General features: G+C 40.9%; 10 protein-coding genes. All 10 read right to left on the bottom strand.

Annotation, left to right across the window (positions count from 1 at the left end):
- Nucleotides 1–45: 45 nt before the first annotated feature.
- Nucleotides 46–4317, bottom strand: a complete 4272-nt coding sequence (gene rpoC / locus ASU1_RS10025; protein WP_015674254.1) for a DNA-directed RNA polymerase subunit beta' — start codon at nt 4315–4317, stop codon at nt 46–48.
- A 126-nt stretch (nt 4318–4443) separates the two neighbouring features.
- Nucleotides 4444–8472, bottom strand: a complete 4029-nt coding sequence (gene rpoB, locus ASU1_RS10020) for a DNA-directed RNA polymerase subunit beta (protein ID WP_015674253.1) — start codon at nt 8470–8472, stop codon at nt 4444–4446.
- Nucleotides 8473–8945: 473 nt separating this feature from the next.
- Nucleotides 8946–9314: a 50S ribosomal protein L7/L12 gene (gene rplL, locus ASU1_RS10015; protein WP_015674252.1), complete on the bottom strand. Its 369-nt coding sequence runs from the start codon at nt 9312–9314 to the stop codon at nt 8946–8948.
- Between the two features lie 60 nt (nt 9315–9374).
- On the bottom strand, nt 9375–9866 hold the full coding sequence (rplJ, locus tag ASU1_RS10010; protein WP_015674250.1) for a 50S ribosomal protein L10: 492 nt from the start codon (nt 9864–9866) through the stop codon (nt 9375–9377).
- Nucleotides 9867–10157: 291 nt separating this feature from the next.
- Nucleotides 10158–12431, bottom strand: coding sequence for an MMPL family transporter (locus ASU1_RS10005; protein ID WP_039195540.1), 2274 nt, complete (start codon nt 12429–12431; stop codon nt 10158–10160).
- A gap of 9 nt (nt 12432–12440) precedes the next feature.
- On the bottom strand, nt 12441–13025 hold the full coding sequence (locus ASU1_RS10000) for a LolA family protein (protein WP_015674248.1): 585 nt from the start codon (nt 13023–13025) through the stop codon (nt 12441–12443).
- Nucleotides 13025–13474, bottom strand: a complete 450-nt coding sequence (locus ASU1_RS09995; RefSeq protein WP_081541469.1) for an acyl-CoA thioesterase — start codon at nt 13472–13474, stop codon at nt 13025–13027. Before ASU1_RS09995 ends, ASU1_RS10000 begins: the two co-directional genes overlap by 1 nt.
- A gap of 49 nt (nt 13475–13523) precedes the next feature.
- Nucleotides 13524–13949, bottom strand: a complete 426-nt coding sequence (locus ASU1_RS09990; RefSeq protein ID WP_015674246.1) for a hypothetical protein — start codon at nt 13947–13949, stop codon at nt 13524–13526.
- A gap of 33 nt (nt 13950–13982) precedes the next feature.
- Nucleotides 13983–14918 (bottom strand): LpxL/LpxP family acyltransferase, encoded by a 936-nt coding sequence (locus ASU1_RS09985; protein WP_015674245.1) that lies wholly within the window; start codon nt 14916–14918, stop codon nt 13983–13985.
- Complete coding sequence (locus ASU1_RS09980; RefSeq protein ID WP_015674244.1) at nt 14918–15646, bottom strand: glycosyltransferase family 2 protein; 729 nt, start codon at nt 15644–15646, stop codon at nt 14918–14920. The genes ASU1_RS09985 and ASU1_RS09980 overlap by 1 nt, the downstream gene beginning before the upstream one ends.
- Nucleotides 15647–15648: the final 2 nt, after the last annotated feature.

Raw genomic sequence — 15648 nt, 5'->3', positions numbered from 1 at the left:
CCCTAGAACTTTCGTTCTAGGGGCTTTTTATCTATACGCTACGAATTACTCTTCATCACCTGCGTTTAATAACGCTGCTAGGCTTTGAGTTGCATCGTCTGCAACGAATTCGAATTCTGCTTCGATATCAGCATCTGTTGCGAATACGTTAGCCGGTGTAACTGGTGCTTCGAAAGCAACCGCTTGTTCTTGTTGGCTACGTTTTTTCGCACGTGCTTGGTGGTATGCGAAACCTGTACCAGCTGGGATTAAACGACCTACGATTACGTTCTCTTTCAAGCCGCGTAATTCGTCACGTTTACCTGCCACTGCCGCTTCAGTAAGAACACGTGTTGTTTCTTGGAACGACGCTGCTGAGATAAATGACTCAGTTGCAAGCGACGCTTTGGTAATACCAAGCAATTCACGCTCGAACTCAACAAGAGGTTTGCCTTCTTCTGCACGTTTACGGTTAGCAATTTTCACGCGAGCCACTTCAACTTGTTCCCCTTCGAGGAATTCGCTGTCGTATGCGTTGGTGATAACCGCTTTACGTAACATTTGGCGAACGATAACTTCGATGTGTTTATCGTTAATTTTTACCCCTTGTAAGCGGTAAACTTCTTGTACTTCGTTTACGATGTAATCTGTTACAGCGTGAACGCCACGTAAACGTAAGATGTCGTGCGGAGTTTCTGCACCATCAGAGATTACGTCACCACGTTGTACCATCTCGCCTTCGAATACGTTGAGCTGACGCCATTTTGGAATCATTTCTTCGAATGCTTCGCCTTCTGCCGGCGTGATCACTAAACGACGTTTACCTTTAGTTTCTTTACCGAATGACACGATACCTGAAATTTCAGCAAGAATTGCCGGCTCTTTCGGTTTACGTGCTTCGAATAAGTCTGCTACGCGTGGAAGACCACCGGTAATATCTTTCGTACCCACAGATTCTTGCGGAATACGTGCTAATGCTTCACCGACTTCGATTTCCGCACCGTCATCTAAGGTTACGATTGCTTTACCTGGTAAGAAGTATTGTGCTGCAACATCTGTGCCAGGGATTAAGATGTCGTTACCTTGCGCATCAACTAAACGTAATGCCGGACGTAAATCTTTACCTGCTGTTGCACGTTCACCCACATCTTGTACCACGATAGAGGATAAACCGGTTAATTCGTCGGTTTGACGAGTAACGGTTAAGCCATCTACGATGTCGCTGAATTGGATGCGACCGCTTACCTCTGAGATGACCGGCATTGTATGCGGATCCCAGTTCGCAACTACTTCACCTACTGCAACTTCTGCACCGTCGTTTTTAGAAAGCACTGCACCGTAAGGTACTTTATAGTTTTCTTTGGTACGGCCGAATGTGTCGATTACGGTTAATTCTGTGTTACGTGAAGTTAATACGATTTTGCCTTCTTTGTTAGTTACAAATTTAGCGTTAGTTAACTTAATCGTACCTGCGTTTTTCACTTGGATGCTAGATTCTTTTGCTGCCGCAGAAGCCGCACCACCGATGTGGAACGTACGCATGGTTAACTGTGTACCTGGTTCACCGATTGATTGTGCCGCAATAACACCCACTGCTTCACCTTGGTTGATAAGGTGACCACGAGCAAGGTCACGACCGTAACATTTCGCACACACACCGAAGTCTGTGTTACAAGTTACCACCGAACGTACTTTGATTACGTCTACAGATTCCGCATCAATCACATCACACCATTTCTCATCGATTAAGGTGTTACGTGGAATTAATACTTCTTCCGTACCTGGTTTTAATACGTCTTCTGCAACCACACGACCTAATACACGATCACGTAATGCTTCTTTAACGTCACCACCTTCGATTAACGGAGTCATCACGATACCTTCGTGTGTACCACAGTCATCTTCAGTGATTACTAAGTCTTGTGCTACGTCTACTAAACGACGTGTTAAGTAACCTGAGTTCGCTGTCTTTAATGCGGTATCCGCAAGACCTTTACGTGCACCGTGGGTTGAAATAAAGTACTGAAGAACGTTCAGACCTTCACGGAAGTTCGCGGTAATCGGTGTTTCGATGATCGAGCCGTCCGGACGAGCCATAAGACCACGCATACCCGCTAACTGACGAATCTGAGCTGCAGAACCACGCGCACCCGAGTCAGCCATCATAAAGATACTGTTGAATGACGCTTGTTTTTCCGGGTTACCTTCACGGTTGATGACTTCTTCCGTTGAAAGGTTTTCCATCATTGCTTTTGCAACACGTTCGTTTGCAGCCGCCCAAATATCGATTACTTTGTTATAACGTTCGCCTGCAGTTACAAGACCTGAGTTAAACTGCTCTTGAATCTCTGCAACTTCTGCTTCCGCCGCGCGGATAATTTCATTTTTCTGCGCCGGAATTACCATATCATCGATACCAACTGACGCACCTGAACGAGCAGCGTATGCGAAACCGGTATACATGATTTGGTCAGCAAGAATGACAGATTCTTTTAAACCTAAACGACGGTAGCTTTCATTGATTAATTTTGAAATCGCTTTTTTACCTAACGTTTGGTTGAATACTTTAAACGGCATACCTTTCGGTGCGATCATCCATAAGATTGCACGACCGATTGTGGTATCCACTAAGTTAGTTTCCGCAACTAACTCACCCGCTTCGTTTTTCACGTGTTCGGTAATACGAACTTTTACACGTGCGTGTAATTCAGCTTGACCGGTACGGTATGCTTTTTCCGCTTCACGTGGGTCAAGGAAGTACATCCCTTCACCTTTCGCATTTACTTTCTCACGCGTCATGTAGTAAAGACCTAATACAACGTCCTGAGAAGGTACGATAATCGGGTCACCACTTGCCGGTGAAAGTACGTTGTTAGTTGACATCATTAACGCACGAGCTTCTAATTGCGCTTCAAGTGTTAATGGTACGTGTACCGCCATTTGGTCACCATCGAAGTCCGCGTTGAACGCCGCACAAACAAGTGGGTGTAACTGGATTGCTTTACCTTCGATTAATAACGGTTCAAACGCTTGGATACCCAAACGGTGAAGTGTTGGCGCACGGTTTAATAAAATTGGGTGTTCACGAATAACTTCTGCAAGGATATCCCATACGATCGGTTCTTCACGCTCAACCATTTTCTTCGCAGCTTTGATTGTTGAAGCAATACCACGAGATTCTAATTTAGAGTAAATAAACGGACGGAATAATTCCAATGCCATTTTTTTCGGTAAACCACATTGGTGTAGGTGTAAGTAAGGACCTACGGTAATTACCGAACGACCTGAATAGTCTACACGTTTACCTAATAAGTTCTGACGGAAACGACCTTGTTTACCCTTGATCATATCTGCAAGAGATTTTAATGGACGTTTGTTAGAACCTGTAATCGCACGACCACGACGACCGTTATCTAATAACGCATCAACAGACTCTTGTAACATACGTTTTTCGTTACGTACGATGATATCCGGCGCTACTAAATCTAATAAGCGTTTTAAACGGTTGTTACGGTTGATCACACGACGATATAAATCGTTCAGATCTGAAGTCGCAAAACGACCACCATCAAGTGGTACTAATGGACGAAGATCCGGTGGAAGCACTGGTAATACAGTCATTACCATCCACTCCGGTTTGTTACCGGATTGTTGGAATGCTTCTAATAATTTTAAGCGTTTTGTGATTTTCTTACGTTTTGTTTCAGAGTTAGTTTCTTGTAACTCTTCACGCATCATTTCACATTGGTGCTCTAAGTCCATATCACGTAAAAGTGCTTGAATACCTTCCGCACCCATTTTCGCTTCGAACTCATCGCCCCAACGCTCTTCCGCTTCCCAATATTGTTCTTCGGTTAATAACTGATTTTTTTCTAAATCAGTCATACCTGGTTCAGTAACAACATAAGATTCGAAATAAAGTACACGTTCGATATCACGTAAAGGCATATCTAAGATTAAACCGATACGGGACGGAAGTGATTTTAAGAACCAAATGTGCGCAACCGGACACGCAAGTTCGATATGACCCATACGGTCACGACGTACTTTAGTTTGGGTTACTTCAACGCCACATTTTTCACAAATTACACCACGGTGTTTTAAGCGTTTATATTTACCACAAAGACATTCGTAATCTTTTACCGGTCCGAAGATACGTGCACAGAAAAGACCATCACGCTCAGGTTTAAAGGTACGATAGTTAATTGTTTCCGGTTTTTTTACTTCACCGAAAGACCAAGAACGGATTTTATCCGGTGATGCTAAACCAATTTTAATTACATCAAAATCATCATTCGATTTCGATTGTGCTTTTAAAAACTTTACTAAGTCTTTCACTTTTTGCCCCTAGTGAGGAATTAAAGTTTTGCTTAGAACACAGGGCTCTAAACGAGGAAATCTGGTTTTACAAGCGGTCAAATTTTGCAAAATTTTTACTAAATTTGACCGCTTGAAGGTTGACGACTAGTCTTCGTCTAACTCCATATCGATACCTAAGGCACGAATCTCTTTCAACAATACGTTGAATGATTCCGGCATACCCGGTTCCATTTGGTGTGTGCCGTCTACGATGTTTTTATACATCTTCGTACGACCGTTTACGTCATCCGATTTAACCGTTAACATTTCTTGTAAGGTGTAAGCAGCACCGTATGCTTCTAATGCCCAAACCTCCATCTCACCGAAACGCTGACCACCGAACTGCGCTTTACCACCAAGTGGTTGCTGAGTAACAAGACTATAAGAACCTGTTGAACGCGCGTGCATTTTGTCGTCAACTAAGTGGTTCAATTTGAGCATATACATATAACCTACGGTTACAGGACGCTCGAATTTCTCACCGGTACGACCGTCAAATAATGTAATCTGACCTGAAGTCGGTAAGCCGCCTAATTCTAATAAGCCTTTGATTTCAGCTTCGTGCGCACCATCAAATACTGGTGTTGCAAGTGGTAAACCTTTACGTAAATTTTCTGCTAAACGCATTACTTCTTCATCAGTAAAGGTACTTAAATCAACAACTTGTGAACCGTGACCTAAATCGTACGCTTTCTGGATATATTCACGTAATTTAGCCACTTCTTGTTGCTGTTTGATCATCTTATTAATCTGATCACCGATACCTTTCGCCGCTAAACCTAAGTGTGTTTCTAAGATCTGACCGATGTTCATACGTGAAGGTACGCCCAGCGGGTTCAATACGATCTCAACCGGTTGGCCGTTTTCATCGTACGGCATATCTTCAACTGGGTTGATTTTCGAGATAACACCTTTGTTACCGTGACGACCCGCCATTTTATCACCCGGTTGGATTTGACGACGAACCGCTAAGTAAACTTTAACAACTTTTAACACGCCCGGTGCTAAATCGTCACCTTGAATGATCTTGTTGCGTTTAATTTCAAGTTTACGTTCGAACTCTTTACGTAATTCTTCGTGTTGTTCCGCAAGCTGTTCTAATTGATTTTGTTTCGCTTCGTCATCTAAGGTTTGTTCTAACCATTTCTCACGAGAAACTTTATCTAATTCAGCTTCAGATACGCCACCTTCAACTAATAAGTTGCGAACACGTGTGAATAAGCCGGCTTCTAAAATTTCTAACTCTTCAGTTAAATCTTTCTTCGCTTCTTTAAGCTGCATTTCCTCGATTTCTAATGCACGTTTATCTTTTTCAACGCCATCACGAGTAAATACTTGAACGTCAATAACCGTACCTGAAGTACCGTTTGGTACACGTAATGAAGAATCTTTAACGTCAGATGCTTTCTCACCGAAGATTGCACGTAAAAGTTTTTCTTCCGGTGTTAATTGGGTTTCACCTTTAGGCGTTACTTTACCTACTAAGATGTCGCCACCCTTAACTTCCGCACCAACGTACACGATACCTGATTCATCAAGTTTGCTTAATGCTGATTCACCTACGTTTGGAATATCCGCAGTGATTTCTTCTGCACCAAGTTTGGTATCACGTGCCACACAAGATAATTCTTGAATGTGGATTGTCGTGAAACGGTCTTCTTGTACCACACGCTCAGAAACTAACATTGAGTCTTCGAAGTTATAACCATTCCATGGCATGAATGCCACACGAATGTTTTGACCTAATGCTAACTCACCTAAGTCTGTTGAAGGACCGTCCGCTAAGATCTCACCACGTGCTACCGGCTCACCTAAATTCACACAAGGAATTTGGTTGATACAGGTATTTTGGTTTGAACGGGTGTATTTAATTAAGTTATAGATGTCGATACCTGCTTCGCCCGGAATCGTTTCATCTTCGTTTACTTTCACTACGATACGAGATGCGTCAACGTATTGGATAGTACCACCACGTTTCGCCACAATCGCAACACCTGAGTCAAGTGCGATTGGTTTTTCCATACCGGTACCAACAAGAGGTTTATCCGCACGTAATGTAGGAACTGCCTGACGTTGCATGTTCGCACCCATTAACGCACGGTTCGCATCGTCGTGCTCAAGGAACGGAATTAACGCTGCCGCAACAGAAACAACTTGTTGTGTTGAGATATCCATATAGTGAATATCTTCTGGTTTGTATAAACCTGACTCACCGTGTTCACCACGACAAGTTACGTATGTATCAGTGAAACGGAACTCTTCATCTAAGTTTGAGTTCGCCTGAGCGATAACGTAGTTACCTTCTTCGATTGCCGATAAATACTCGATATCTTCGGTTACTTGACCGTTCACTACTTTACGGAATGGCGTTTCTAAGAAACCGTAGTTATTAGTACGTGCATATACCGAAAGTGAGTTGATCAAACCGATGTTTGGACCCTCTGGGGTTTCGATTGGACATAAGCGACCATAGTGAGTCGGGTGTACGTCTCGAACCTCAAAGCCTGCACGTTCACGTGTTAAACCGCCCGGACCTAATGCCGAAATACGACGTTTGTGTGTAACCTCTGAAAGCGGGTTATTTTGGTCCATAAATTGCGAAAGTTGTGAAGAACCGAAGAATTCTTTCACTGCCGCAGAAATTGGTTTCGCATTGATTAAATCTTGCGGAGTAATACCGTCTAGGTCACCTAATGATAAACGTTCACGCACTGCACGTTCCACACGCACTAAACCAATACGGAATTGGTTTTCTGCCATTTCACCTACAGAACGGATACGACGGTTACCTAAGTGGTCGATATCGTCTACTTCACCGCGACCGTTACGGATCTCGATCAGTTTTTTCATTACACCGATGATGTCATCGTTGCTTAAAATACCTGAACCTACACCTTCCGGAATATCAAGTGAGCGGTTGAATTTCATACGACCTACCGCAGATAAATCATAACGATCTGCCGAGAAGAACATATTATCGAATAACGCTTCCGCTGCTTCTTTTGTTGGCGGCTCGCCCGGACGCATCATACGATAAATTTCAACTAATGCACTTAAGCGGTCATAAGTTGGATCTACACGTAATGTTTCTGAAATATACGGACCATGGTCTAAATCGTTTGTGAAGAGTACTTCGATCTCTTTGTAGCCTGCTTGCGATAACTTCGCTAACATCTCCATTGAGATTTCCATGTTTGCTGGGCAAACTAATTCGCCTGTTGAAAGATCAACATAATCTTTCGCTGCTACTTTGCCCACAATGTACTCTACCGGCACTTCAATTTGTTTAATATCGTCTTTTTCTAAAGTACGGATATGACGTGCGGTGATACGACGACCTTTTTCAATATAAACTTTGCCGTTGGCTTCAATATCAAATTGTGCTGTTTCACCACGTAAACGCTCAGGTACCAATGTCATTAAAAGTTTATTATCTTGGATTTCGAACGTAATTTTATCGAAGAACATCGTTAAGATTTCTTCAGTAGTGTAACCTAATGCACGTAGAATGATTGTTGCAGGTAATTTACGACGACGGTCGATACGCGCGTAAAGGTTGTCTTTCGGATCAAATTCAAAGTCTAACCAAGAACCACGGTAAGGAATAATACGTGCGTTATAAAGCACTTTACCTGATGAGTGGGTTTTACCTTTGTCAGAATCGAAGAATACGCCCGGACTACGGTGTAACTGAGATACGATTACACGCTCAGTACCGTTGATAACGAAAGTACCGTTGTCGGTCATTAATGGGATTTCGCCCATATACACGTTTTGTTCTTTAATGTCTTTTACCGTGCCTGCTGCCGCTTCACGATCAAAAGTCACTAAACGTAATTTTACGCGTAATGGCGCTGCATAGGTTGTACCACGAATTTGACATTCACGAACGTCAAATACCGGCTCACCTAATTCGTAAGAAACGTATTGTAATTCAGTTGCACCATTGTTGCTCACAATAGGGAACACTGAACGGAATGCCGCTTCTAAACCTTGTTGTCCATCTGAATCTCTTTCAATAAATTTTTCAAAAGAATCAAGCTGAATTGTTAATAGATAAGGTACGTTAAGAACCTGTGGACGCTTACCAAAGCTCTTACGAATACGCTTTTTCTCGGAATATGAGTATGCCATTGTTAGATAGCCTTCTGATTTTTTTGGTTAAGATTACACAATCCGACTGTCACAGGACGAGTTGGAAGTGGCATTAATTTACGAGGTGTCATTTTCCATTTGCCTAACTTACAGTCAAAAATCACTACTATAAGCGGTCAAAATGGGCAGGGAATTTGCAAAATTTGTTGATTAAAATGACAAAATCAGCAATTGCGTTCAAGCACAAAAGGCTGACGGAGTTATAGCCGTCAGCCGGAATGCAAAAATGGTTGGTAATTATAGCAGAGATTCGCAATTTTGGTCAATCCTGTTGCAAAAAACGGGAAAATTTTAACCGTTTGCAATGATAACGCCTAAAGTACTTTTTTCGTATGAAAGCTCTCTTGCTAAACAATAAATCTGCACCTTCACCGCTTAATAAAAACGAAAAAGCCAACGATTTCTCGTTGGCTTTTTCTGAACTTGAAGTTCTGGAAAAGTTAAATCAAAAATTATTTGATTTCTACTTGTGCGCCAGCTTCTTCTAATTCTTTCTTAAGTGCATCAGCTTCAGCTTTAGAGATGCCTTCTTTTAATGCTGCTGGTGCAGATTCAACTAAGTCTTTAGCTTCTTTTAAGCCTAAGCCAGTTGCACCACGTACTGCTTTGATTACAGCAACTTTGTTTGCACCTGCGTTAGCAAGGATTACGTCGAATTCAGTTTTCTCTTCTGCTGCCGCTGCGCCTGCTGCTGGAGCTGCTGCTACTGCTGCCGCTGCTGAAACACCGAATTTTTCTTCCATCGCTGCGATTAATTCAACGATTTCTGATACTGATTTTGAAGCGATCGCTTCGATTAATTGTTCGTTAGTTAATGACATGACAATCAATTCCTAAAGTAAATAAGTTGTTAAACGAGTTAAGAAGTTTTCTGCTAAAAATTATGCAGCTTCTTGTAATTTGTCGCGTAATGCCGCAAGAGTGCGAACAAGTTTGCCTGCCGCAGCTTCTTTCATTGTGCCCATTAAACGTGCAATTGCTTCTTCGTAAGTTGGTAATGTAGCTAAGAATTCTACATCTTGTACTTTACCTTCAAAGGCTGCACCTTTAAGTTCAAACTCTTTGTTTGCTTTCGCAAATTCAGTGAACAAACGAGCTGCTGCGCCCGGGTGTTCATGAGAGAATGCGATAAGAGTCGGACCAGTAAACGTATCTTTTAAGCACTCGAAATCTGTGCCTTCAACCGCACGACGTAATAAAGTATTACGTACAACACGCATTGTTACACCAGCTTCACGAGCAGATTTACGTAACTCAGTCATTTTCTCAACTGTTACGCCACGAGAATCCGCAACAACAGCTGAAAGGGCACCTTTGGCAGCTTCGTTTACTTCAGCAACAATCGCTTGTTTGTCTTGAAGATTTAATGCCATTGGTTTTAGCTCCTGATACACTCCACCAAAGTGGAATTTACAAAAAACCTCAAAAAACTCACCGCTTGCATCGCAAGTAGCAATCTTCTGAGCCTAAGGTGTCCAGAAGCAGAAAATTCTGTCTGTTCACCATCTACGTAGGCCAAATTAAGAGATGATTAACATCATTTCACCTACGGTCTTGGACGGGGCTTGATAGGCAAGCACCATCAATATTTGCAATACTGCAAAATAGGTCGCAAATTCTACGCTGATTTTTTAAACGTGTAAAGTGGTATTTGCTTGTCCTCACTAAAATATATATTTTCGACTAAAAATAATGCAGACGCAGATGCCGAGACCAATACTCACACTTAACCCAAAACTTGCTACTGCAGGTGTGGCGCTAAACGCCAATAAACAAAAAGAAATCATTGTAGTAGTAGCCGCCAACAAAATAGCGGTTATTTTTGTGGCTAAATTTTCTGCTGAGTGTTGCATATAAGCTGTATAATCAATACCAATTGCAGAAACCAACAGCAAGCCGAACATCGTAAATAACGTGATTGGTAATGCAAGCCAACCAAATATTGCAACCGTTGTTACAATCGCTATGATTGGAGGTACTAATATTTGAACGGCCGCTTTTCGTCCAAACAAACACCATAATACTAAACCTGCAAGTAAAAACGATACGCCTTTTAACCAAGCGGCATCGTTCCGTGTCTGTTGAAATGCCTGATTTAAGTAAGCTCGTTTATCTTGCCAAAAGATATCTTTGTTATTCGCCAAAGCAGATAAATGTTCAGCACTCTGCATTTGCTTAATTTTAATTAAAGTAGCAACTTGATTCGAACTTAATTTACCAAGATAGAGTGTTTTCCACCCCTGTCCCAATTTTGTATTTAAGGCTTGCTGTAAAGAAACTGGCGATTGTCTTTGTAATTGATGGATGGATTGTATTATTTCCTCGCTCTCCACTCCCAATTCAATTAGCGGTTGATATGCAAGCGGTTGAATTTTTGCACTCAATTGCAACTTGAATTGTTGCTGTTCTTGCTCGGAACTAAGCCATTGGCTCAATGCTTGATGAGACTGACCTAACGTAGTAAGCCTCTGCGACAGTAATTCGGTCTTGGCTAATAATTGTTCATCATTATCTGCAACAATAAGAAAATATTGGCTACCTAAATCAATTCCAGTTAACTCACTAATTTTTTGTGCTTCCTGTAACATCCCATGTGGCAGAGCAACCCACTGACGAATATCATCCTGCCATTCCGAACGAAATACACCAGTGATGACGAGTAAACAAAATAATATCTTTATACCTTTATGCTTTAATAACATCGGTAATTTAATATTATCTATAGGAAAACGAGGCCGGCGAGAAAAATCTACACGAACAAACATTGGTGGTAAAAACAATATTGTAGCGATAATTGCCGCTACCAATGCTACAGCAGAGAATAAAGCTGTTTGTTTTAATATCGGTAAATCCGTAAACCAAAGCAGACCATAACCCAGTAAAGTCACCATCAAACTAATAAAGAAAGTGAATTGATGATCTTTCATTGCTTGTTCAGCTTGCCAATTACGAACTGATAATGAAGAGGCTAACCAATGTAACGGAAAGTCAATTAGCACACCTACTAAACTGGTACCGATAACAAGTGTTAGTAAGTGAATTTTTCCTAACAAAAATACCGTAACGGCAATTCCGGCTCCCATACCAATTAAAATAGGAATAAACAGCGATAATACTCGCCAAGAACGAAAAACAGCGATTAATAGGATAAGGGTTAAGCTAACACCAAGACTACTCATAAATGTGCTTTCACTTTCTGCCTGCTGTTTAGCAACCATAGCAAATAATGATGTACCGGTAACATTTAATTCTGCTTGTAATGCAGTGGCATATCGGCGATTTTCTGCTAATAAACTTGGTAAGGATTGTTCGGTATTCAATAAATCAGATTGCTTTAACTCAGCTCGCAACATAACCCATGTTTTGGACTGATTTTCCGTAAAAATCATGCCATTTTCCGCATTCCAGCGCATATTAGATAGCTGCTGAGCTTGTGGTATAACAAACCGCCCAACCCCCAGCCAATCTTGCTCAAATGAAACCAGTTGGTTTTGTTTAAATGGATTAACAATCTGTTCCGCATACGCTTGAAAATAAGTTTGTGGCGTGTCTAATAATTGAGACTTAATTTCCTTTGGTAATACAGCCCATTTTAATAATTGGATTTCTGCTTTAAACTGGGCGAGATTAGGTTCTGTTTTGGAATAAATTTGCTCAAATAGCCCACTTTCTTGCCACTGTGAGCTTATTTCTGTTGCAATAGAAAAAGCCAGCTTAGCATCAGCATGTCCCACAAGTGCAATGATCTGACGATTAAGTTGCTGTTCTTGTCGATAATCAGCTTCCATCTGTACACTTGACCACTGCTGAGTTTGGGGCAAAAGTGATCGTAAATCGCTCTCAAACCATGATGAGGCTAATTTCTGTATACCAAATAATGTGAAAATCACGAATAAAAATACCGCATATAATATGCGGTAAGCGGTCATTTTTTGCATAAATTTTACTTATTGTAGGGCTGATAAAATACTTTCTGCGAGCGGCTGGTTCAGCTGATGTTTGCTAAACTTAATAACTGTTCGATCACCTTGTTTTTCTTTCAATTCGATCGAACTCACAATATTACTGCCTTCAAGAGTAATTTTTTCGAAAATTTGTTGCATCAATAAACTGCTTGGTTTGAGCGATAACTGCCAATTTGAAGCAGTTCCGGTAAGACTTAAATCAAATTGGCTTGATAATGCAGATATATCTCCGCTAAGCAACCCTAAAAATAATTGGATTTGCTCTGCTTGCCCCATACTCGAATTAGCCACCCAAGTTGAACCATTCCATTGAGAGATCCCTTGAGAGGTAACTTTCATTTGACTCATAAAAGGTTTCTCCATATGCCAGAGCAACCCTTTTTGTGCCACTAAGGTGAATTTTCCTGTTGCGACTATCGGTTTAGCTAGCGATTTTAAAAAGCGTTGCTGGATAAAATTACCTTGTATAGATTGAGGTTTTTGTAATTGTTGAATCAGCTCAGTTTGAGAAAAGCCCCATGAAAGTGGACTAAAGAAAAGTAAAAATAAAAGTAGATATTTTTTCATTAACATTCCCCCACAAGCGGTCGAAAACCCTCAAAATTTTGCACAGCATTTCGCCATGATAACGGTGTTTCAAATTGTGTTTCTCGACTCTCAATCTCTATTGCCATTTGTGTCGTTGAGCCTTTCGTTAACTTTTCGCCCGTTAGCGCATCAACAATAATATAATCAAAACGAATACAACTTTCATATTCAATTAATGCAAGTTCCACTCTAATTCTTTGGCGAAAGAGTGCCGGTTTGACATATTTTAAATCCAGTGCCACGATCGGATAGGCAAAACCATTTTGACGCATAACATCATAGGTATAATTAATTTCTTCCAAAAAGGCACAACGAGCCATTTCCAGATATTTCACATAATGTCCATGCCACATAATGTTCATTGAATCTACATCAAAGAACTGGATCTCATACTCGGATTGATGCTTACAATAAATATGTTTTTTCATTCTCATAGATATAAAAAAGTGCGGTCAATTGCCGCACATTTTACAAAAATTATTTCACAATGTCGCCTTTTAACGCTACGCCTGCAATACTGCGTCCCGCATGACATTCAAATTGTGAGGTACTTTTATACTCATTCTTCTTATAATAACTCACTAAATTACCTACTTTAGTCGCACCTTCTTTCTTTGCTCGTTCCTGGAATTTTTTAACTGCGGACAAGAACGCCCATTGGCACGCTTCTAAATCACTTTTATTAAGCGCGTTTGTTTTTGGATTGGTCGTGATCCCCTTACGAATAACCTTCCCAGGAGCCGCTTTTCCGAAATAAAGTTTTACACTTGGATCAAGCACTTCTTTTGCTTGCGGTGAATTTAACGCTTCCTGAATAGAATAGTAATGTGTTGTATTACGAGGGGCACACGCTGCCATAATTAATGCGGTACTTACTACACCTGCTACTTTCACTAATTTCATGTTGTTCTCCTATATGAATCCATACTGCATACACTATTTTTGTTGCCAAAAATCATAAAAATTAAACCATAAATATGGATTTTTTGCACATTCATTCGCTAATAAATCTGCATAATCTTGCATAGCTTGTTGAATCTGCTGCTGACGGATCTTTCCTCTTCCTTTAATAGGCGAAGAAAAATGCCGAAGCTTCAAACAATATTTGCCATTTTCTTTTAAACTAAAAATCGTATTAATCGGTGCTTTCAACAAACTCGCTAATAACCATGCTCCTTCTGGAAATTCAGCCAACTTACCTAAAAAATTAACTGTTTGGGTCTTATCACCTCTTACAGGCACACGATCAGCTGCGATAGCGATCCATTCGCCACGCTCAATCCGCTCACTCAACTCCAACATTATGTGCGCATCTAAATCTTCTACCTGAATCAGAGGTAATTCATCTGCTCCTGCATCAACTAATGCTTGGTTAAACGCTTCAGCATGTTTGCTATGAACCAGTGCGTTGAGTTTAAAATTCGGATGATGGCCGTTATTAAGTAAAGCTCGACAAATTTCAATATTACCGAAATGAGAACAAATTAATATTTGCCCTCTTCCGCCAGCATCAATCTCTGCATAGAGATTTTCGCTATCATCAATCACTAAATCCGCATAATGTATTTGATGTTGCCAAACGGCAAATCGGTCTGTAATAGCCTCTCCAAAGGCAAGAAATTGACGAAAAATAGTCGCTCCTTTTAATCTCACTTGAGGGAAATAAGCGGTCAGATTTTGCTGATATTCTGCAATATATCGGCGAGTTTTACTTGAGGTTAAATAAAAATACAACACGACCCAAAAAGTAAAAAAGCGGATTAGCCAAAGTGGACAATATTGCACAATGAGGCGAGTTAGCATTAGAAAAAAATGGGTTCCTCGCTCTTGCTGATTCGCCCAGTGTCGCTGATTCTTTCGAGTAACCGTCATTAAAATTTCCCCGTAAACACTCGACCCAACATCCCGAAAAACAATCGGGCATGCATTTTACTAATCAGCCAATTATCATCCCAACCTCTAAAATGAGATACGCCATCTTCATCATATTTTACGGGAGTTTCTACCCAAATCATTGGTATCTTACGCCACTGGCAATGTACAAGAATTTCAATATCAAAATCCATTCGATTACCTAGTTTTTCTTGAGTAAGAATAGGCGCAACTAACGCTAAAGGATACAAACGAAAACCGCACATTCCATCTTCAATCTGAGTTGATAAGGTATTTATCGCAATCCAGAAATTAGTGATTTTACGTCCATACAAACGTGCTTTAGGCGCATCAATACCATAAATCGGTTTACCACAAATAAGCGCCGTTGAATGTTGCTTAGATATTTCCACCATTGCTTCAATATCAGCTAAATTGTGTTGCCCGTCCGCATCGACTTGTATTGCATGCGTAAAACCTTGCTGATAAGCCCATTGTAACCCTGTTTTAACTGCCGCACCTTTTCCCCCGTTCTGTGAGCGGAATACGACGGATACATTTGGCTGTTGAGTTATCTGTTTCAATATTTGTTGCTGAGCATCATTCGAACCGTCATCTACAACTAATACTGGCAAACCAAACCCTAGCAATTGCTCAATGACCTTCGCAATCGTATTAACGTGATTATAATGAGGTATTAATGCAACAATGTTAGATTTCTCTGCCATGG

This window comes from Actinobacillus suis ATCC 33415 (assembly GCF_000739435.1).
In the GTDB taxonomy this organism is placed as follows: Bacteria; Pseudomonadota; Gammaproteobacteria; order Enterobacterales; family Pasteurellaceae; genus Actinobacillus; species Actinobacillus suis.
This window is presented reverse-complemented; position numbering and strand designations above follow the sequence as displayed.

Excerpts from the sequence above, each read along its gene's own strand:
- rpoB (WP_015674253.1), bottom strand. The coding sequence starts at position 8,472 with ATGGCATACTCATATTCCGAGAAAAAGCGTATTCGTAAGAGCTTTGGT.
- rplL (WP_015674252.1), bottom strand. The coding sequence starts at position 9,314 with ATGTCATTAACTAACGAACAATTAATCGAAGCGATCGCTTCAAAATCA.
- rplJ (WP_015674250.1), bottom strand. The coding sequence starts at position 9,866 with ATGGCATTAAATCTTCAAGACAAACAAGCGATTGTTGCTGAAGTAAAC.
- ASU1_RS10005 (WP_039195540.1), bottom strand. The coding sequence starts at position 12,431 with ATGCAAAAAATGACCGCTTACCGCATATTATATGCGGTATTTTTATTC.
- ASU1_RS10000 (WP_015674248.1), bottom strand. The coding sequence starts at position 13,025 with ATGAAAAAATATCTACTTTTATTTTTACTTTTCTTTAGTCCACTTTCA.
- ASU1_RS09995 (WP_081541469.1), bottom strand. The coding sequence starts at position 13,474 with ATGAAAAAACATATTTATTGTAAGCATCAATCCGAGTATGAGATCCAG.
- ASU1_RS09990 (WP_015674246.1), bottom strand. The coding sequence starts at position 13,949 with ATGAAATTAGTGAAAGTAGCAGGTGTAGTAAGTACCGCATTAATTATG.
- ASU1_RS09985 (WP_015674245.1), bottom strand. The coding sequence starts at position 14,918 with ATGACGGTTACTCGAAAGAATCAGCGACACTGGGCGAATCAGCAAGAG.
- ASU1_RS09980 (WP_015674244.1), bottom strand. The coding sequence starts at position 15,646 with ATGGCAGAGAAATCTAACATTGTTGCATTAATACCTCATTATAATCAC.